At 41.4% G+C, this 19,698-nt stretch carries 14 protein-coding genes; 4 read left to right on the forward strand and 10 right to left on the reverse strand.

The window, feature by feature from the left end:
* Positions 1 to 14 precede the first annotated feature (14 nt).
* Positions 15 to 2,384, reverse strand: a complete 2,370-nt coding sequence (gene ppsA, locus ORI98_RS03135; RefSeq protein ID WP_306134211.1) for a phosphoenolpyruvate synthase — start codon at positions 2,382 to 2,384, stop codon at positions 15 to 17.
* 127 nt (positions 2,385 to 2,511) lie between these two features.
* On the opposite strand from ppsA, the gene ORI98_RS03140 reads away from it, so the two are divergent.
* Together ORI98_RS03140 and ORI98_RS03145 are read left to right on the forward strand one after the other, a co-directional pair.
* Positions 2,512 to 3,324 carry a pyruvate, water dikinase regulatory protein gene (locus ORI98_RS03140; RefSeq protein ID WP_188839898.1) on the forward strand — a complete coding sequence of 271 codons (813 nt, stop codon included), beginning with the start codon at positions 2,512 to 2,514 and terminating at the stop codon, positions 3,322 to 3,324.
* 242 nt (positions 3,325 to 3,566) lie between these two features.
* Positions 3,567 to 4,634, forward strand: a complete 1,068-nt coding sequence (locus ORI98_RS03145; protein ID WP_261297894.1) for a 3-deoxy-7-phosphoheptulonate synthase — start codon at positions 3,567 to 3,569, stop codon at positions 4,632 to 4,634.
* 111 nt (positions 4,635 to 4,745) lie between these two features.
* Here the strand turns inward: ORI98_RS03145 and ORI98_RS03150 are convergent, their stop codons facing one another.
* Positions 4,746 to 5,987: an HD-GYP domain-containing protein gene (locus tag ORI98_RS03150; RefSeq protein WP_306134212.1), complete on the reverse strand. Its 1,242-nt coding sequence runs from the start codon at positions 5,985 to 5,987 to the stop codon at positions 4,746 to 4,748.
* A 116-nt stretch (positions 5,988 to 6,103) separates the two neighbouring features.
* Here ORI98_RS03150 and ORI98_RS03155 point away from each other — a divergent pair, with 116 nt between their 5' ends.
* A complete protein-coding gene (locus ORI98_RS03155) occupies positions 6,104 to 6,814 on the forward strand; it encodes an SIMPL domain-containing protein (RefSeq protein ID WP_306134213.1) in 711 nt (236 codons plus the stop codon).
* A 52-nt stretch (positions 6,815 to 6,866) separates the two neighbouring features.
* On the opposite strand, the gene ORI98_RS03160 is transcribed toward ORI98_RS03155, so the two are convergent.
* From ORI98_RS03160 to ORI98_RS03195, 8 genes are all read right to left on the reverse strand, one after another.
* A complete protein-coding gene (locus ORI98_RS03160; RefSeq protein ID WP_306134215.1) occupies positions 6,867 to 8,309 on the reverse strand; it encodes a methyl-accepting chemotaxis protein in 1,443 nt (480 codons plus the stop codon).
* Between the two features lie 249 nt (positions 8,310 to 8,558).
* On the reverse strand, positions 8,559 to 9,089 hold the full coding sequence (locus ORI98_RS03165) for a (2Fe-2S)-binding protein (RefSeq protein ID WP_261297898.1): 531 nt from the start codon (positions 9,087 to 9,089) through the stop codon (positions 8,559 to 8,561).
* On the reverse strand, positions 9,089 to 11,920 hold the full coding sequence (locus tag ORI98_RS03170) for a xanthine dehydrogenase family protein molybdopterin-binding subunit (protein ID WP_306134217.1): 2,832 nt from the start codon (positions 11,918 to 11,920) through the stop codon (positions 9,089 to 9,091). Before ORI98_RS03170 ends, ORI98_RS03165 begins: the two co-directional genes overlap by 1 nt.
* 229 nt (positions 11,921 to 12,149) lie before the next feature.
* Positions 12,150 to 14,393 (reverse strand): xanthine dehydrogenase family protein molybdopterin-binding subunit, encoded by a 2,244-nt coding sequence (locus ORI98_RS03175; protein ID WP_306134218.1) that lies wholly within the window; start codon positions 14,391 to 14,393, stop codon positions 12,150 to 12,152.
* Position 14,394: 1 nt separating this feature from the next.
* Positions 14,395 to 14,859, reverse strand: coding sequence for a (2Fe-2S)-binding protein (locus ORI98_RS03180; RefSeq protein WP_261297901.1), 465 nt, complete (start codon positions 14,857 to 14,859; stop codon positions 14,395 to 14,397).
* 3 nt (positions 14,860 to 14,862) lie between these two features.
* On the reverse strand, positions 14,863 to 15,558 hold the full coding sequence (locus tag ORI98_RS03185; protein WP_306134219.1) for a nucleotidyltransferase family protein: 696 nt from the start codon (positions 15,556 to 15,558) through the stop codon (positions 14,863 to 14,865).
* Positions 15,558 to 16,751, reverse strand: a complete 1,194-nt coding sequence (locus ORI98_RS03190; protein WP_306134220.1) for an XdhC family protein — start codon at positions 16,749 to 16,751, stop codon at positions 15,558 to 15,560. The genes ORI98_RS03185 and ORI98_RS03190 overlap by 1 nt, the downstream gene beginning before the upstream one ends.
* Positions 16,752 to 16,870: 119 nt before the next feature.
* Positions 16,871 to 17,515, reverse strand: a complete 645-nt coding sequence (locus ORI98_RS03195; RefSeq protein WP_261297904.1) for an MBL fold metallo-hydrolase — start codon at positions 17,513 to 17,515, stop codon at positions 16,871 to 16,873.
* A gap of 164 nt (positions 17,516 to 17,679) precedes the next feature.
* On the opposite strand from ORI98_RS03195, the gene ORI98_RS03200 reads away from it, so the two are divergent.
* On the forward strand, positions 17,680 to 18,969 hold the full coding sequence (locus tag ORI98_RS03200; protein ID WP_306134221.1) for an alpha/beta fold hydrolase: 1,290 nt from the start codon (positions 17,680 to 17,682) through the stop codon (positions 18,967 to 18,969).
* The last annotated feature ends 729 nt before the right edge of the window (positions 18,970 to 19,698 follow it).

Raw genomic sequence — 19,698 nt, forward strand, 5'->3', positions numbered from 1 at the left:
ACAAGTTTAATTGATTAAACATGTTCTTTGGCTAGGTATAACCAAGTATCAATTACAGTATCTGGATTCAGTGATACGGTATCAATACCTTGTTCAACTAACCATTGTGCAAAATCAGCATGATCTGATGGGCCTTGGCCACAAATACCAACATACGCGCCTTTTGCTTTAGCGGCTTTAATAGCCATAGCTAATAGCGCTTTAACCGCTTCATTACGCTCGTCGAACAAGTGACTGATAATGCCTGAGTCACGATCTAAGCCCAAGGTTAACTGGGTTAAATCGTTTGAACCGATTGAGAAACCGTCAAAGTACTCAAGGAACTGTTCAGCAAGAATGGCATTTGAAGGTAATTCACACATCATAATGACGCGTAAACCATCTTTACCACGCTCTAAACCTTGTTCTTTAAGCAACTCGATAACCTGTGATGCTTCGCCTAATGTACGTACGAATGGGATCATCACTTCAACGTTAGTTAAGCCCATTTGGTTACGAACACGTTTAATCGCTTCACACTCTAACGCGAAACAATCGCGGAATGATTCAGAGATATAACGGCTTGCACCACGGAAGCCCAACATTGGGTTTTCTTCTTCTGGCTCGTAATGTTCACCACCGACTAAGTTTGCGTACTCGTTAGACTTAAAGTCTGACATACGTACAATCACTTTTTTCGGATAGAAGGCCGAAGCAATAGTGGCAATACCTTCAACAAGACGTGCAATATAGAATTCAACAGGTGATTCATAACCCGCAATCATTTCATTGATTTCAGTTTGTAATTCAGCACTTTGTTGATTGAACTCAAGCAAGGCTTTAGGGTGAATACCAATCATACGGTTGATAATAAACTCTAAACGCGCAAGGCCTACACCTTCGTTTGGTAAACGCGCAAAATCAAATGCACGATCAGGATTACCCACGTTCATCATGATTTTCATCGGCAAATCGGGTAATGAGTCAACACGGTTGGTGACAACTTCAAACTCTTGCTTACCTGAGTAAATTAATCCTGTATCGCCTTCGGCGCATGACACAGTAACTAACTCACCATTTTTAATTAAATCAGTCACATTGCCACAACCCACAACAGCAGGGACACCTAACTCGCGAGCAATAATTGCCGCATGGCAAGTACGACCGCCACGGTTAGTCACAATCGCACTAGCACGTTTCATGATAGGTTCCCAATCAGGGTCAGTCATGTCTGTAACCAGTACATCACCCGGTTGGATTTGATCCATATCTTCAATCGATGCGAGTACTTTCGCTACACCGCTACCAATTTTGTGGCCAATGGCACGACCTTCGCAGATCACATCACCTTTGGTTTTTAAATGATAACGTTCAATTAACTGCACGTTTTCACGACTACGCACGGTTTCAGGACGCGCTTGCACAATATAAAGCTTACCGTCGTTGCCATCTTTTGCCCATTCGATGTCCATTGGACGACCATAGTGCTTTTCAATCACAACGGCTTGTTTAGCCAGTTCCATCACTTCAGCATCATCGATTGAGAATAAACGTCTTTGCTCAGCAGACACGTCTTCAATCTTAACTTGCTTACCGTGTGACGCATCGTCAGAGTAAACCATTTGAATTAATTTGCTGCCGATATTACGGCGCACAACGGCTTGGTGACCTTGCGCTAAAATTGGTTTATGAACATAAAACTCGTCAGGATTAACTGCACCCTGCACTACCATTTCACCTAAACCGAATGAAGAGGTGATAAACACAACGTCGTTATTACCTGACTCAGTATCCATTGTGAACATTACGCCTGACGCAGCTTTATCTGAACGAACCATGCGCTGAACGCCGGCTGATAAAGCAACACCTTGGTGTTCATAACCTTGGTGAACACGATAAGAAATAGCACGGTCATTAAATAGCGAAGCAAAAACATGCTTAATGGCTAAAATAACGGCGTCATAGCCCTTTACGTTTAGGAAGGTTTCTTGCTGACCCGCAAATGAAGCGTCTGGCATGTCTTCAGCAGTGGCAGATGAACGCACTGCAAATGAAGCATCTGAGGTTTCGCTGGCTAATTTTTCATAGGCATCACGCACTGCAGCTTCAAATTCTGGATGGAATGGGGTTTCAATAACCCACTGTCTGATCTGTGCACCGGCTTTCGCTAGCGCGGTTACATCGTCTACATCTAAGGTTTCTAGAAGGTCGTAAATTTTTTGATTTACACCACTTTGCTCGAGGAATTCATTAAACGCATGAGAGGTAGTTGCAAAACCACCAGGTACTTGAACGCCTGCATTGGCAAGATTACTGATCATCTCTCCAAGGGATGCGTTTTTACCGCCAACCTTGTTTACATCACCCATGCCTAATTCTTGATACCAGAGTACGTATTGCTGCACAGTTTTATCTCCGCAAGTTTTTTATTTCAGTGGCCACTTCACATGAGGGCAAGGGCATTCTACACTCCCCAATAACACGCGTAAATCTATAATTTTATTTGTAATTTTATTACTACAAGAGGTCATAATGGCACCAAAAGTATTTTATATCTCAGATGGGACGGCGATCACAGCAGAGGTTTTTGGGCATGCAGTGCTTTCTCAATTTCCTATTCAATTTGAAGCACTTACCATTCCGTTCGTTGAAACGTTGCAGCGAGCAGAAAAAGTAAAACAACAAATAAATGATTGTTTTATTACAACAGGTGAAAGACCGTTGGTATTTCATTCCATTGTAAACCCGGATATTCGCAACGTGATTTATTCCTCTGAAGGAATGGATTATGACTTTTTAAACACCTTTGTTGCGCCCTTAGAACAACATTTAGGGGTTGAAGCTAAACCGGTATTACATCGAACCCATGGTAAAGCCAATCACAGTTATGAAGCGCGAATAGATGCAATTAACTTCTCTATGGAAAACGATGATGGCCAAACCATGAAACATATGGACAAGGCCGATATCATTTTATTAGGGGTTTCACGTTGTGGCAAAACACCATCAAGTCTCTATTTATCAATGCAATTTGGTATTAAAGCAGCCAATTACCCCTTTACCGAAGATGACATGGATAACCTCAAATTGCCTGATGCGTTAAAGAGAAACAAATCGAAATTATTCGGTTTAACAATTGATCCGATGCGTTTACATGAAATTCGTCAAAGCCGAATGGAAAACAGCCGTTACTCATCGCTTAGACAGTGCCGGATAGAGGTCAAAGAGGTTGAAATGCTTTACAAAAAAGAGCGGATCCCCTTTGTAAATACCACGAATCATTCGGTTGAAGAAATCGCCACCAAGATATTGGATGTCACCGGACTAGAACGCCACATGTTTTAAAACCTGTTCTGGAATTGGAACAATATTACTGACGGCTTTTGACGTTTATTTTCAACTTTAAGGATAAAGAAAATAGACGTCGTCCCTCACCTAATTTATACCTAAATGAATTCTTCAATTAGGTTCATCGATAATTTTCAACTATAAGTTAGCCTTTGAAACTCGCAAAGCCTGCATAATTGGGGTTATAATCGCGGGCATTATGATGCGAATAAGCACCTCACGATTTAGCGGTAAGATGAATGACCATTAAAACAGACGAACTACGTACATCCCTTTTATGTAAAGTAATTTCACCCGCGCAACTTGCGTCTGAATATCCTCTTACTCAAGATGCTGCCGATTATCTTGTTCAGCAACGCCGAGAAGTAGAAGCCATTATTTCTGGTGAAGACCAGCGCTTATTAGTGATTATTGGACCTTGTTCAATACATGATACTAAAGCGGCATTAGATTACGCGCAGCGCTTATCTGCCCTGCACCATGAATTAAAAGATGATTTATGTATTTTAATGCGGGTTTACTTTGAAAAGCCTCGCACGATTGTAGGTTGGAAAGGATTAATATCAGATCCAGATTTAGACGGCAGCTTTAGCCCTAACAAAGGCTTACGCATGGCGCGTCAGTTATTACAGCAAATAACTGAATTGAAGTTACCAATCGCCACTGAATTTTTAGACATGGTAAACGGTCAATATATTGCTGACCTAATCACCTGGGGCGCAATTGGTGCCCGTACAACAGAAAGCCAAATTCACCGTGAAATGGCTTCTGCCTTATCTTGTCCTGTTGGATTTAAAAACGGCACCGATGGCAATATCAATATTGCTGTTGATGCTGTGCGTGCTGCACAAGTGCCACATATTTTCTACTCGCCGGACAAAGATGGTGCAATGGCGGTATACCGAACTCACGGCAACCCTTATGGTCACATTATTTTACGTGGCGGTAAGCAGCCTAATTATGAAGCCGCCGATATTGAAATCGTCCGCCAACAATTAGAAGCTGTTGGTGTTAGTCAGCGTATTGTGGTCGACTTTAGCCATGGCAACAGCCAGAAAAAACATAAAAATCAGCTCAATGTGGCCGATAGCATTATGGCTCAGCTTCGTGATGGTTCAACCGCAGTTGCAGGTATTATGGCAGAAAGCTTTATGATTGAAGGCAACCAACAGGTCGTTGAGGGCCAGCCTTTAATCTACGGACAAAGTATTACCGATGCCTGTTTGCATTGGGATGATTCTGAAAAGTTATTACGCGATCTTGCTCAAGCGTCACGAGATCGTAAAGCAAAGCTTGCCAATAACTAAGGTTTAACGACTTCAGCAAAAACACAAAACCAGCATCAAATGCTGGTTTTGTGTTTTCATCCGATAAACAAATTAATATTAGCCTGACTAGTGGGTTGTTGGCCTCCCACTCTAACCATAAACTTGCGGCTCACTTAAGTGGCTGTTTGGATTCAGCTTAGCAAACTCATTCTCTACCATTAAAAAAGCACTCACAAGATTGGCATCAAATATACGTCCTGATTGCTGAGTAATAAACGCTACAGCCTTGCTATGTCCACTGATCTCTTTGTAGTGCCTTGGGCTTGTCATGCCGTCATAAACATCGACTAGGCGCATAATTCTTGCACTTAAAGGAATAAGTTCACCTGCGATATTTTGTGGATAGCCAGAACCATCCCAATTTTCATGGTGATATAAAGCAATATCTTTGGCCATTTGCAACATTGGACAGTTATTATCACAGCGTAACATCTCTTTGATGATCCTTGCCCCACCAGCACAATGCCGTTTTATCTCTTCGTGATCATCTAATGATAGCGAGCGTTCGATACACAATAATTCATCTGGTACATCGGACATTCCAACGTCATGTAACATGCTCGCAAGCATTAAATTATCCGTATCCGTCACTACGTCTTTTTCATTGGCTGCTGAGCGAGAAAACTGTTCGGCTAACATTTTTACATACAGTGCAACCCGATGGATATGTTGCTGAGTATCAATGTTGCTCCCTTCTAGTGCCGTCGCTAATCCGACAACCAATGCATATCGAGAATTAAGCGTAAGACTTAAATTCTTAGCCATAATGGATATTAAATAGCCACAAATCAACATCGCCAGTATATTTGTCACCATAAAATTTAACGCTATGACACACCAGATAAAAAAGGAATATCCCTCTATTTTTGGCCAAGGTAACCAATGGTAATAATAACAAAGTCCAATAATAGCAAGTGTAAAAAAGTTAATAACTTGGGCAATATATCCTGATTTAGTCCCCGTTAAAGCGCAGCTTAATAATGGGTAGATAAATAACCAAAAAAAGCCTGCCCCGGCAGGTCCAAGCACAAATAAATATGCCACACCAATAATATAAGCCATGGTGCTGCCAACGATAAACCTCACTTTTAATGGAATAAAGCTTCCAAAAGTGACCAATAAGAATATGCCGTAAACAAGGGTGTCGAATACCACAAGATCCCAGTGTTTAATGTTAATGCACAAGTAGACACTGCTAATATAAACCGGAAAACATAACAGGGCTAAAATGGAGAAGACACGCTCGAAAATATTTTTTCGCCAATCGGTAAGCGCCGAAGCAAAAATAAACGTGATTGAATTAGGGTTTTGATAGGTTATCGTTACTGACATTTTCAATCCATTGAAATATTTACTTAATAAGCTTAGTTCGTTATATTGAAATCGCAATTAAATAAAATTTGATTAGTGATGAAACCTGACATTAATCCCTTATTGAAGGAACAAAGATGCAAAAATCCAGCGCAACAATTCTAGGCGTCATGTTAGTAATCAGCTTTACCATTTTTGGATTGCTCATAAAGCAGGCATTGTTAGAGGTAAAAACCTTTGATCGCAATGTCACGGTTAAAGGGCTTGCAGAGGCCGAATTCCCAGCAGACATCGTTATTTGGCCTATACAATTTACAGCCGCGGGTAACGACCTGGAAAGTTTATATAATCAAGTCGATGCACAGGCACAACAAATCATTAGTTTTCTCGCATCACAAAACATTGCTCCTGATGAAATCAGTTTTTCTTCGCCAAAAATTAACGACAAACTAGCGCAACAATATGGTGGGCAACAAGACTTTGAATTTCGTTATAGTGCGCTGCAAACGATCACGGTTTATTCTAGTAGTATTAAATTGGTTCGTGATGCTATGCCTAAAATCACCGAACTCGGCAAAAAAGGAATTGTTTTCAGCCAAAATGATTACAACGCGCAAGTAGAATATATTTTCAGTCGTTTAAACGATGTAAAACCGCAAATGATTGAGCAATCCACCACAAATGCGCGCATGGTAGCAGAAAAGTTTGCCTCAGATTCAAATAGCAGACTCGGTAAGATTAAGAATGCCTCTCAGGGACAGTTTTCTATTGGCGATCGTGATAAAAATAATCCACACATAAAACGAGTAAGAGTGGTATCGACCATAGCTTATTATCTTGCTGATTAAATAATAAAGGCTCTGAATTTCAGAGCCTTTAATCTATCTAATTTTGTTAAAACTATGCCGTGCGATACTGAGTTAAAATCTGGCTTAGTCCTTTAGAAGACACATTTAAATCTTTGGCAATTACTAAGGCCTGGTTCGCATTAGCTAAAATGGTATTCGATTGACTCCTCACTTCATTAACTTGCGAAACTATATCGGCCGATGCCACGCTTTGTTCTTCAGCTGAAGCGGCAATTTGGCTGCTCATATCAAATACTGCATTGATTGAGTCTGCCATGTGGGTAATTTCTTCACCTACCGCCATGATACTGGCACTGCCCTCATCGGCTTGTTCGACAATTTCATTGGTGATTTGGGTTAACTTAGTTGAGCCTCTTTGCAACCCTTCAATCATGGTTTGAATTTCAACCGTTGCATTTTGTGTCCGTCCTGCAAGTGTACGCACTTCGTCTGCGACAACAGCAAAACCCCGACCTTGTTCACCGGCACGCGCCGCTTCAATTGCCGCATTGAGTGCTAACAAGTTAGTTTGCTCTGAAATGCCATTAATGGTGGTCACAACAGCATTAATTTGAGTCGCATCTTTGGATAACTGCTCAACTGATGCGAATGCTTCTGAAATTCTAGCCGTTAAATAACTGATACGTTGTTCAGCATCTTTAATTTTCTTACGGCTTTCATTCACCTGATTGGCATTCTCTTTTGTATGACCAGACGTAGTGGAAGCATGATGCGACACATCCGAAATAGCAGCCGTCATTTGCTCCATCGAATGTGAAACTGAATCTAAAAAATGATGTTGTTGTTTTATTAAGTCATCATTTGTACTGGCTTGTTGGCTAAATGTGGTAGCTGCCATGGCTAAGGTTTTTGCATTTTCACCAATCGCGGTCACCATTTCACTCATGTTATCAGCGCAACGGTCAATCTCTTTGGCAATCAAGCTAAAATCATCAGTACCAAAAAAATTAAGACGCTGAGTTAAGTTTCCGTCGGCTAAACGCTTAATCGCCACGTACATGTCCCATAATCCGCCACCTAATGAGGTCGAGATCCAATAGCACAATTGAAATAATGGCAATAAGCCTATTAAGGCATACCAAAATAGACTGCTATCAGATTGCGAGGCTTCCCATTGTGCGACATTCTTGGTCAATGATAAATGTTCATTACCTACTGCGGCGGTTACGGTAATCGAATCACCCTGTCGAGCAGAGGTTGAGCGTGACACCAAAGACAACTGGTTATCTCGAGCAAACTGATCTAATTGATCGGATGATAATTGTTGATTGATTGCAGCATCGGCAAATGCCTGTACACTGGCTGTCACTTGTGCCATAGAGGCGACTTGAATGATTTTTTGATTATGCTGCTGATTCAACACCGCGATGGCGAGCGTGATTATCGAGACTAATGAACAAATTACCCAAAACTTACCGTTCAAACTAAGTTTGATCAACATTGCATCGACTTTACGAAACTGAATTTGTTTCATAAGATTTCCCTAGTAATTATTTTGTAAACAGAAAAGCTGAACCAAAGTATAGTTTAATATTATTTTTTACTTTAAATAGCACAGCAACTTATTCTAAAACACCCTGAAACACATTTTTAAACAAATAAAGCCTAAGTGCTGACCCTTAACACTTAGGCTTTTATTATCGGCCAGATTGATATAAACGTGATTCGATTGGCTCACAGTTTTAGGCTAGCCTTTAATTAGGCTATTTTAAGAAAGACATCACTAAACTGTAAGGCCTTCTGTCGTCAATATTAGCTCCTTAGTGGCATTAAAGTACTTTACATACCCTGTGCAACGGCAAACATGATCACCTAGGGTATCCTCTATCACTTTTTCCACTTGTTCTTTAGCAATAGGTTGCTTCTTCAGCTTTTCAACCAAAGCCACTGTTTCATTAGTAAACCCTGGCGCGCACCACCCACATTGAAAAGAGAAGTTCTTAATGAACGCATTTTGCACCGGATGAAGCGCAATGATTTCACCCACTTTATTTTTTTCAGCATGACCTTCAATTGTTCTTACACGCTGATTATTAAATAACATCACATTTGAGATACAGGTTCTATGTGTAGAAGATGTGCCATCATCATTATCAATAATAACCACACAAGCATGACAAATACCTTCGCCACAACCAAACTTAGTGCCAGTCAGATTGACGTACTCATGTAAAAAGTTAATCATCGGCATGCCTGGTTCTACATCAAATGGACCATAAGGTTTACCGTTTATTGAAAGATTTAAAATGCTCATTATTTTATGGCCTCCAGAATGTCATTGGGAGTGATAGGTAAATGGTAAAAACGCTTGTTAGTCGCTTGATAAATTGCTTCAACAACTGCGGGGACAATAGGGATCATCACAACCTCAGCAAGACCTTTTGACTCATCAATACCTTCAATAGGAGGCAACATAGTGTAGTCAATATTCCAAACGCCATTATCTTTAGCAAACGGGACTTTATAACGGTCAATGTTCCATTCGCCATTACCCGCTCCTGTTTCATCTGCAGGTAAATACTCATGAAGTACATGACCCACGCCCATTGTAAGGCCACCTTCAATCTGTCCCTCGACTAACTGTTTTACGTGTACCTTTCCTGGTTCTATCCAGGTATGACTCCGTAAAATCTCAACCACTCCAGACACCTTATGCACCGCAACCTCCACCATAGTTAAACAAGGTGTGTAGTATCGAACCATTGCACTATTGAGTTGAACTTTAGGGTAACGCATAGATTGGCGAGGTATCACTTTAAAACCTTGCTTATTAAGTGTGGCTTTAATTGCTTTACTGGCACCTATGCCATATTCCACAGCTATTGCATCTAGCGGATAGTTTTTAAGTTGATTGCTGACTTTAAAATCACCATCTGCCCACTCCCAGCGGTTAAATGCATGGGTCATCACCCCAGTAACTATGCCTATTGCATGGGCTTTTTTACACAGCAAACTAAATTCAATCGGCGCGAAACCTTCAAGGGTCAATTGTCCATTTTGCCATTGTGCATTATCAATCAATATTTTTTCTGCTTTGCCACCCGCCTCTAACCAAATCGCTTTAGCGGCAGGAAATAATGTCTCTTCAAATAATATCTTTGCCGCATGTTTAGTCGCATGGCTTTGAAAAAATGCCGACTGACTAGCTGAAGATGCTGAAACCACAGCAGGCGTCCATCGAGGATCATTGGCCATTTTGTCTTGGTGCTCTTGGCTCATGATGTAGGGATTATCATCCTCAAACAGCTCCATTGCATCAAAAAGTTTAATCTGAGCAATCTCAACCGTATCAGCTGCTTTACCTACATAGTCAGACACTAATGTCGCTTGCGATGTGTCTGTTCCAGTACCCATTTCAACTGAAAATATTTTTACAACTAATTTACCTTCAGGTGTCACACCTGCATAAGCGGACGGTGCATTGGCTCCGGTGCCATAATCTTTGCTAACAAATCCAAATCCCACGCCAAATGATTTATCAGGATTAGCTTTATCAAATTTGGCTTTATTCGCATCTCTTTGTTGCCAAATAGGATGTTTTTCAGCTAAATCTAACATTTCTACATAACGAATTTTACCTAGAGGTGTGGCTCCCTGGGTATTTTTATCCCCATCAACCATGGCATTAGCACGGCGAAGTGTAAATGGGTCAACAGCTAACGTATCAGCCGCCTCATTCATCATCATTTCCATTGCGGACATGGTTTGTAATGAACCATATCCTCGCATTGAGCCTGCGGTAGGCAAATGTGACGGTAAACACCAAGCTTGAATGTCATTTCGAGGCATATAATAAATGCCCTGACTTGCGCTTGCGCCCACTGAAGTCACAGATGGAGAGAAGTTTTCTCGACCGCCGCCGTCAACTTTAATATCAGAGACGAAACCTTGAATTTTAAGTGTCTTTTTATCAAATGCGAGCTTATTTGAAATGCTAAATGGATGTCGTTTTAAACCAGATTGAAATTGTTCAAATCGATTGTTAGCCAAGCGAACTGGCGCTGTGGCAAACAATGATGCAATGACACCGTAATAAGGGAAAATGGTATGATCTTTTGCACCAAACCCACCACCGATATATGGCGAATGCACCACCAAATTGGTAATGCCTTTTGTTAAAGGGCTTTGAGCAAGTACTTTACCTGCCTGTTGAAAAAAGTCCTGCGGGGATTGGGTAGTGATCACAACGTGTAACGTTTGACTCTTCTTATCATAAAATCCATTAAATGCTTCAGGTTCTAGCATCATAGGTTCTATTGATTGAGTTTGGTAATGCTTATCTAATACAAACCAACTTTTATTTGAGTCAATCTCCTGGCGAAGTGCATTGGCAATAAACATGCCTTTTTCGCCCGCATCTTTACTGTCATTATTGGCTTTTGGCCATTCAAGTTTTTGGCCTACGTATTTCGGGAAAAACTGCCCATTGCTGAATGTGCTGTATTGATCTTCTGCTGCCACGCCTTGAGCGGATTCTTGACGAATGATACGCCAAGCTGCGTAAGGTGGACGAGATAATGCCGTATAAGGCACCACTTCATCACCATACTTAACAAACTGCTCATGAAATTGCAGCAGTAATTTGGCTTTAATAAAATCGTCGAATTTATCAAATAAAAGGATAGCCAGTTCATGTCCTAAATAGTCTGGTACTTTACCGACCTCCAGCAACATATTGTCACCATAAAATGGTGGCAAGGTGAGTTCATTATTTTTAAGATCTTCCGCAGTAATGATTTTATATGGTTGAATATCTGCAGGAATAATGTCTAAATCAAGCCCAAGATACACTTTGTTGGCAATATGGGATCTCACAATGAAAGCATGATGCTGGGTGTCCGGCCATGATGGAATATCAACAGCACGATAATCACGGCCATATATCTTTTGACCTGTAATTTTTTCAATGGCATCAAATCGAAAAGCGGGCTTGCCATCCTGAAACCAACTTTGGGCCAGCGATTCCTTAACACCAGCGGCAATAGCCTCTTCAGGTTTAAATAACATAGGTGCACTGTAAACAGTCACCCCACCTATTACGCATTTTTTAATAAAATCCCTGCGGGATAAAGCCCAATCCTTCATATATCGTCTCCATGTTGCATGACACTAATCTCACTGTATTTTTACAAAAATATATTCATATCATCATTAAACACTTCATAAAGAGCATCACTCTTTCGCGTCATAGGTGTTTTTTGTTAATCCATCAACCGCAATTAAAACGTTTTTAAATCCAAACCAATTCAACCTAAAAAATATCTGTAAGTCCTGTTCATACTTCCCCAAAATGGCTTTTAGGTTATATACAACACTAGATAGATAGCACCTTATTTAAAGGGAGATCGCGATACCGAACCCCGGTTGCAGCAAAAATCGCATTGGTTAAACTGGGGGCAACTGGCGGTACACCTGGCTCGCCAACTCCGGCAGGCTTGGCATTTGACTCGACCAATATCACTTCAATATCTGGGCACTGTGGTAATCTAAGTAATGGGTAATCATGGAAGTTTGATTGGGTAACCTTGCCGTCTATAAAACTGATCTCGCCCATCATGGCCAAAGTTAATCCAAAAATGATTGCGCCTTCAGTTTGTGATTTAACTCTATCAGGGTTAACCACTAAACCGGCATCGATAGCGGCTATCGATTTCAACACCTGTAATTTGTTATCAACCACTTCAACTAAGGTTGCCACAGCAACGTAGCTAACAAAACTGCGATGAATGGCAAATCCCCAGCCTTGATTTTTAGCCACTTTAGGCTGTTTAGCTAATGAGGCCTCCATAACATCTAAAAGGTGATGATAACGCGCGACATCAACGGGATGGTCAGCTAACTCTTCGCCATAATTGCCATAACTAAAACCCTGATCGGCAAATGTTTCCTTACGCGGTGCTCCAAGCATTTCACGCCACATTTGAATACAAGGTTTTTGGGCTTTTACGGCTAACTCATCAACAAAACTGCCAATGCCAAAAGCATGCTGAATATTGCACACGGATCGCATCCAACCAATGCGTGTGCGAGCAACGGCTTTAACCGCTTCTAATCGAATTTGAGGTAATGCTAATGGCACATCTGTAAAGCCAAGATCTAACTCACCAGCGGAAGGCATCTCGACCCCTTCGGCAAAGGTCGAGCTAATAGACGGGAAGCCTGTTCTTGCCAATAAAGCATCAACTTTGTTGTTGCCATCAAACTTGGCTTGGTAGAACTGCGCACTGATCGCATGGTAATAACCATGCTGAATTTCATCTTCACGGGTCCAAGACACCTTGACCGGTTTATTAAGACGTTGTGACAACATAGCCGCTTCAACGCTAAAATCGGGTTTTGATTTACGCCCAAAACCGCCGCCTAATAAGGTTACGTTCACTTTAACATTGTCTTCTTGCAGCCCTAAAGCGGCTGCAACAGTTTGTTGTGTGCTTTGCGGTGTTTGAGTTGATGACCATAACTCACAGCCTTGTGCCGTCACATTCGCGGTTGCTACAGGAGGCTCCATCATTGCATGGGTAAGATAAGGCACGGTATACACCGCATTTAACGTCGACTCCTTTGGCCATTTTTGAACACTATCGCCTAGTTGACGCATCACTTTTCCTGGGGTTTTAACCTTCGCCACCAACTCAGCCATATATTTATCAGTGTCATGAAGGTCATTAACCGAAGCAGTCCAGGTCAGTTTGAGCGCTTTACGCCCTTGCATTGCACTCCAAGTATTGGTTGCAATAACGGCGACACCACCGAGGGCTTGGAAAAGAGGTGCCCCTTTAGGCACGGGTAGTTGAATAACATCAATAACGCCAACCACTTTACGAGCCTCAGTATCATCAAGACTCGCCACATCACTGCCTAACACTGGCGGACGGCTAATACTGGCGTACACCATGCCATCTAACTTGATGTCATAGCCATAAATAGCTTTGCCGTTTAGCATGTCTTGCATATCAACAATGGTTTTGGACTGACCAATATGGGTAAAATCACTATCAGACTTTAACCTGACCGACTCTATTGCCGGTACCGTTTGTTTACCCGCATCTAGGGCCAACTCGCCAAATGTTAGGCTTTTATTTGAGCTTTTATGAAATACCTTACTTGATTTGGCATAGACCTCTGATACAGGCACTTGCCATTTAGCCGCCGCGGTTTGTTCAAGCATGGTACGAGCCACCGCGCCCATTTGACGCATACGAGTATAATGCTTACGAATACTGCGACTGCCATCGGTATTTTGGCTACCATAGCGCTTGTCCGCTAAACCTTGAATAACCACCACATTATCCCAATCGGCTTCTAATTCATCTGCCAAAATCTGCGGGATGCCGGTGCGGATCCCCTGACCCATTTCAGATCTATGACAGGTTAAATAGACCTTATTATCTTCACCAATAGCGATAAATAAATTCATCATGGCTTGGTTATCTTGAGCAAGTGCCATAGGGCTCCAGGCTAGTCCCGTTGCCCCTAAAGCTAATCCACCACCCGCTGCGCCAAATAATTTTAAAACATCGCGTCGACTGATATTTTCAACTGCAGTAAATGTTGTCATATTAAGCCTCCGCATTTTCGGTAGCGGCAGCTTTAATTGCAGCCTTGATGCGTGGATACGTGCCGCAGCGACAAATGTTACCTGCCATCGCTTCGTCAATTTGGCCATCTGTCGGTGTCGGCGTGGTGGCTAACAAGGCCGCGGCAGACATAATTTGCCCAGCTTGACAGTATCCACATTGCGGCACGTTATACTCGGCCCACTTTGCCCTTAGCTGCGCAGCCTCTACACCTTCGATAGTCGTCACCTGTTTACCTACCACTTGTTTCAAGCTGGTTAAGCAGCCACGCATTGGCGCACCATCGACATGAATGGTACAAGCACCGCAAAGACCTGAGCCACAACCGAATTTGGTGCCACTTAATCCTATAATGTCACGCAATGCCCATAACACAGGCATATTCGGATCGGCGTTAATGGTAAAATTTTTGCCATTAACCAGTAATGTTTGGGTTGAAATTGTCATCGGTTAGTCCTTATTTGCCAACCACATAGTCAGATCGGCTTGAGTATCAATATCAATGCTTGCTTGCGGTAAGTCGACACACACTAAGCGAGTTGACTGCAGCCTTATTCTTAATATTTTTTTTGCGCCTGCGTCACCGATTAAAGCGAGTAAAGGTTGAAAATCTTCCTTAAGAAATATAGCTGGCACGCCGACATCTTGCTGATAAAATGCACAGGTTGTTTGACAGTTGTCGATAAATGCTTGCCATATTGCAAGATAATCCTCTACATTCAGCGCCACTTGATCCGCCAGTAACAACATTAATCCATCTGCTTGCTGGCTTTGGGCAAAATTCACCGCACGATGAATCGAAGTTGATAACCCCTGTTGCCATTGATGATTATGAATCACGTCAACGTGTTCAAGTGACGGTAGCAAAAGTGGGTTAGATAGTATTTGCTGTTGATGCCCACCTAAGACGACGGCGATTTTGGTTAGATTGCTTTGTTTTGTCTCATCAGTTTCACATTGCTGATGAATGATATTTTGCACTTGCTTAACCACATTCAATGTTTGAGCAAGCATGGGTTGCTTAGTACCTAGCGCAGCTAACTGTTTTATTCCGTCAAAACGACGGCTTCCTCCAGCGGCTAAAATAACCGCTACCAGCTTTTGAGGTCTGTCTTTAATAGATGAGATAGCTTGAATAGGCTGCATTATTTCAGCATCACTTTATCTAAACTATTAGCGTTGCTACCGTGCAAAATGCCATGGCATTGAGCCAAAATACTTAATCCGACAGAACTGGGTAATTCGCCTCCTAATGCTAAACCTGCAGGGGCCGAAAAATAGCCGCTGAAATCAGTCAAACACAATTGCGCTGCATGTAATACTTTATCTCGACGATGAACAGGACCAAGTAATGCAATATAACCAAGATCGAATCTCACCAATTGATTCAGTGCTTTCGCATCTAAGTTGACATTATGATTCATGACAAATGCCGCATCTAAACTCTGGTAAACCTCATCATTCACTGCATCACAGGGCATTTTCATGATGTTGGCACTCGGGAAGTCATATTGACGTGCATAAGCTGTGCGCTCATCAAATATCGTTACTTTCCAGCCTAAGGTTTTCGCCATTTGCGCGATGGGTTGCGCATCTAGTCCACCGCCCAAAATACCTAAATGGATAGGTGGCGTAATAGGAATAATTAACTGCCCCTCACATTCATCGGATTCATTTTGTAGAAGCTCTGCAGGAGTTGTTTGTGCAAGAGGTAATGCTTCGGCATGAATGGGGTTAATTATTGCGGCTTCAGCTTCTAGTTGGTCTTGTTGAGAAAGAACATTAAAATGTGAGTCTTTTGGGGACGCAGCTTTTAGGGTTACAGTTGATAGTGCTTCAACATTTTGGCTGGCTGCGACAAAGGTGGTTTTGCTAATTTGCGCCGCTTTAGATTTTATTAGCCATCGACCTTTAACCTGTGCCGCCGATGCGCCATCATTAAAAATATCAATGTGAAACTCACCAGATTTACCGCTGTTTAAATCATGATAAAGTTTTTGGAACCCGAGGTAATGATTGGCAGAAGTAAGCGGCAACATCATTATGTTAACTATGCCGCCACAGCCTAATTGATAGCTGGTATCAGACTCATCAGTGGCATCATAGGTGAGCTGAATAACTTGTTGAGATTGAATAGCACGTTGGGCATGGCGACGTAAATCGGCCTCTAAACAGCCACCGCTTAACATACCCAGCGTTTTCCCCATAGGGTGGAAAAACATCAGCGCACCGGGTTTTCGATAAGAAGACCCTTGCACATGAGTGAGAATTGCAACAACCCAATCATCTTGATAATCAGCTTGCCAGACATCTAATAAATCGAGCAAATGTTGACGCATGTATCATCCAAGTCACTCTGTTATATTTAAGTTAATCTAACAGAGTGCTACAAGAATGAGAAGTCTATAACAAGGTTAATATACCATTAGTCTAACCATAAGATTTTGATAAGTAGTAACTAACCCAAAAGTTGATCGGCCACAAACGGGTTATGTTCACGTTCTTCTGCAAATGTTGACATAGGACCATGGCCAGGAATAAAACTCACATGGTTACCTAAAGGCCACAGTTTCTGTGTAATGGAATTAACTAGATCTTGATGATTCGATTGCGGAAAATCGGTTCTGCCAATGGAGCTTCTAAAAAGCACATCCCCCACCCAGGCTAAACCTGATAATTTTGAAAAGAACACAATATGGCCAGGAGTATGACCGGGACAATGGATCACAGACAAAAGCTGCTCACCAACATTAACCTCATCACCTTCAGTCAAATACTGAGTTGGAGCAAACACTTCCACTGCTGGAAAACCAAAATTTTGGCTTTGTTTAGGCAAACTGTCTAACCAAAACTTATCCGCAATATGGGGGCCGACAATAGGTACATTTAATGACGACGCGAGTTTTTGGGCACCACCAACATGATCAATGTGCCCGTGGGTCAACAATATTTTTTCAACGGTTAACCCGAGTTTATTCACTTCAGTTAACACACGCTCAATATCGCCACCTGGGTCAATAACTGCCGCTTTCAGGGTGGTGTCACACCAAATCACACTACAATTTTGCTGAAACGGGGTTACAGGTATGATTTGATATTTCATGAAAAACACTCCTAAATGCAATAATAAACATTTCATTATTAGCTAATTTTACCTTTGCTAACTTGATCTTGATACCAATTTACTCAAATTTAATCCACCTGACTGATTGTGCTCAATGGGTCAGCCACATACAATCGCCCTAAAACCAATAACGAAAAGCTCACATGAATATTGCCCAAACCTTAAGTGACATCATTGTTCACAAACACACTTTCTCTGTTCCGTTAGACTATCAACAAAGTCCAAGTGAGCAAATCTCGATATTTGCCCGTGAAATTGTCAGTGTAGAAAATCAACATAAACCTTTACCCTACTTGGTATTTTTTCAAGGCGGGCCGGGATTTGGTGCTGCTAGACCGTTGAATAACAGCGGCTGGATAAAGCGAGCTTTACAAGAATACCGCGTATTATTACTTGATCAGCGCGGCACAGGACTTTCTACTCCCGTCAATGCAGTATCACTAAGTTATTTGAATGCTAGCCAACAAGCTGAATATTTAAGTCACTTTCGTGCAGACAATATCATCCGCGATGCTGAACTGATCCGTACTAAATTATCAGCCAACGAGCCTTGGACCATTTTAGGCCAAAGCTTTGGTGGTTTTTGTGTATTGCATTACTTATCGGCAGCGCCTGAAGGTGTTAAAGAAGCTTATATAACAGGTGGCATTCCCTCTTTAACCCGTAGCGCTGATGAAGTTTATCAGGCAACATACCAACGAGTTCTTGCCAAAAATGCTGACTTTTTCAAACGCTTTACCGATGCAAGAACATTAGTTGATAACATTGCGCAGCATTTATATGAGCATAAAGTGTATTTAGCCAGTGGAGAGCAACTCACCGTTGAAATGTTCCAATTGCTCGGCATCAATTTGGGCATGGAACAAGGCCCTGAGGCGGTTTATTATTTATTAGAGCAAGCCCTTATCGACACTCGTCATGGCATTGAAGTCAATCCACTATTCTTGCATCAATTTAGCCAATTTTTGGATTACAACACTAACCCTATTTTTGCCCTACTGCATGAGTCTATTTATTGCCAACAAAGTGCCTCTAAGTGGGCGGCACATAGAGTACGTGATAGCTACCCTGAGTTTCATTATCAACCCAACAAACCGTTATTGTTCACTGGCGAAATGATCTATCCATGGATGTTTAATCAATTTGAAGGTCTGCAACCATTAAGCGCTGCAGCAGATCTTTTGGCCGCTAAAAAAGATTGGCCTGAACTGTATAATTTACAGCAATTGGCCAACAACAAGGTGCCACTTGCTGCGGCAATATACAGCGAAGATATGTTTGTTGAGATGCAATATAGCTTAGAAACGGCAAAACAGGTCGCTAACTTAAAATACTGGTTAACTTCAGAATATGAACACAATGGTATTCGTATGGACGGTGAACATATTTTAGATAAATTAATCAAATTGAATCGTGGTCATAGCTTACGTTAATACTTAACTCCTCCCAAGTGAAGGGATTAACCAAAAAGTGATGCTTAGCCGCAACAAACAAAATTTGAAGCACTTAATTTCTAATTAATAGTCAGTTAAGTATCAGCTTGTAGGATGTAAGCGTTCTACACACTCTTTATACATTTATGTGTTTAATCAATGATATTTGACCCATCATTATAAGTTTTAAACCTTTCCCGTATGCAGGTAAACCGAATTGGTTTACCTTTTTTTTCATCCAAATATTCATTAGCGAACCTCATCCGAAATAGCCATTAAATCCATATAGGCCACGGCTCTTTTTATGTTCAGACAGTTAGTCGAACCTTTTTATTGATTTGGCTGAATGTTTTATTGCTAACAACAATCCCCCTAGCTTAAAACAACTCTTCAATATCACGAAAAATGAACGAGAAACGATGATAAAACCAAACTGCTGGACCAATAATTTGTTTAAATAATGATAACCTAGTTCGTTATTTAAATTTTTATTCAAAAGTTATCGCAAAAATGAAAAAGTAGCTCTCAAGTTAACGGCAGTGATTAATTTGACAGTACCTACCCGATGGGGACTACCGTCACATGACTTATTGTTAATAACAAAGAAATTCATGAATGATAAATTGAATTCAGCCTTGTTAATATCGGTTTTTACGACTAGTTTGAATATGGTGAAAATCCTAGTTAATGCGAGGATATGCTAATTTATCTTCTTGTATTTTTCACAAT

This window comes from Shewanella sp. ULN5, from assembly GCF_030731885.1.
GTDB lineage: Bacteria > Pseudomonadota > Gammaproteobacteria > Enterobacterales > Shewanellaceae > Shewanella > Shewanella holmiensis.

What these genes read in the sequence shown, in the direction of transcription:
- ORI98_RS03140 (WP_188839898.1), top strand. Translation starts at nt 2,512, where the DNA reads ATGGCACCAAAAGTATTTTATATCTCAGATGGGACGGCGATCACAGCA.
- ORI98_RS03145 (WP_261297894.1), top strand. Translation starts at nt 3,567, where the DNA reads ATGACCATTAAAACAGACGAACTACGTACATCCCTTTTATGTAAAGTA.
- ORI98_RS03150 (WP_306134212.1), bottom strand. Translation starts at nt 5,987, where the DNA reads ATGTCAGTAACGATAACCTATCAAAACCCTAATTCAATCACGTTTATT.
- ORI98_RS03155 (WP_306134213.1), top strand. Translation starts at nt 6,104, where the DNA reads ATGCAAAAATCCAGCGCAACAATTCTAGGCGTCATGTTAGTAATCAGC.
- ORI98_RS03160 (WP_306134215.1), bottom strand. Translation starts at nt 8,309, where the DNA reads ATGAAACAAATTCAGTTTCGTAAAGTCGATGCAATGTTGATCAAACTT.
- ORI98_RS03165 (WP_261297898.1), bottom strand. Translation starts at nt 9,089, where the DNA reads ATGAGCATTTTAAATCTTTCAATAAACGGTAAACCTTATGGTCCATTT.
- ORI98_RS03170 (WP_306134217.1), bottom strand. Translation starts at nt 11,920, where the DNA reads ATGAAGGATTGGGCTTTATCCCGCAGGGATTTTATTAAAAAATGCGTA.
- ORI98_RS03175 (WP_306134218.1), bottom strand. Translation starts at nt 14,393, where the DNA reads ATGACAACATTTACTGCAGTTGAAAATATCAGTCGACGCGATGTTTTA.
- ORI98_RS03180 (WP_261297901.1), bottom strand. Translation starts at nt 14,859, where the DNA reads ATGACAATTTCAACCCAAACATTACTGGTTAATGGCAAAAATTTTACC.
- ORI98_RS03185 (WP_306134219.1), bottom strand. Translation starts at nt 15,558, where the DNA reads ATGCAGCCTATTCAAGCTATCTCATCTATTAAAGACAGACCTCAAAAG.
- ORI98_RS03190 (WP_306134220.1), bottom strand. Translation starts at nt 16,751, where the DNA reads ATGCGTCAACATTTGCTCGATTTATTAGATGTCTGGCAAGCTGATTAT.
- ORI98_RS03195 (WP_261297904.1), bottom strand. Translation starts at nt 17,515, where the DNA reads ATGAAATATCAAATCATACCTGTAACCCCGTTTCAGCAAAATTGTAGT.
- ORI98_RS03200 (WP_306134221.1), top strand. Translation starts at nt 17,680, where the DNA reads ATGAATATTGCCCAAACCTTAAGTGACATCATTGTTCACAAACACACT.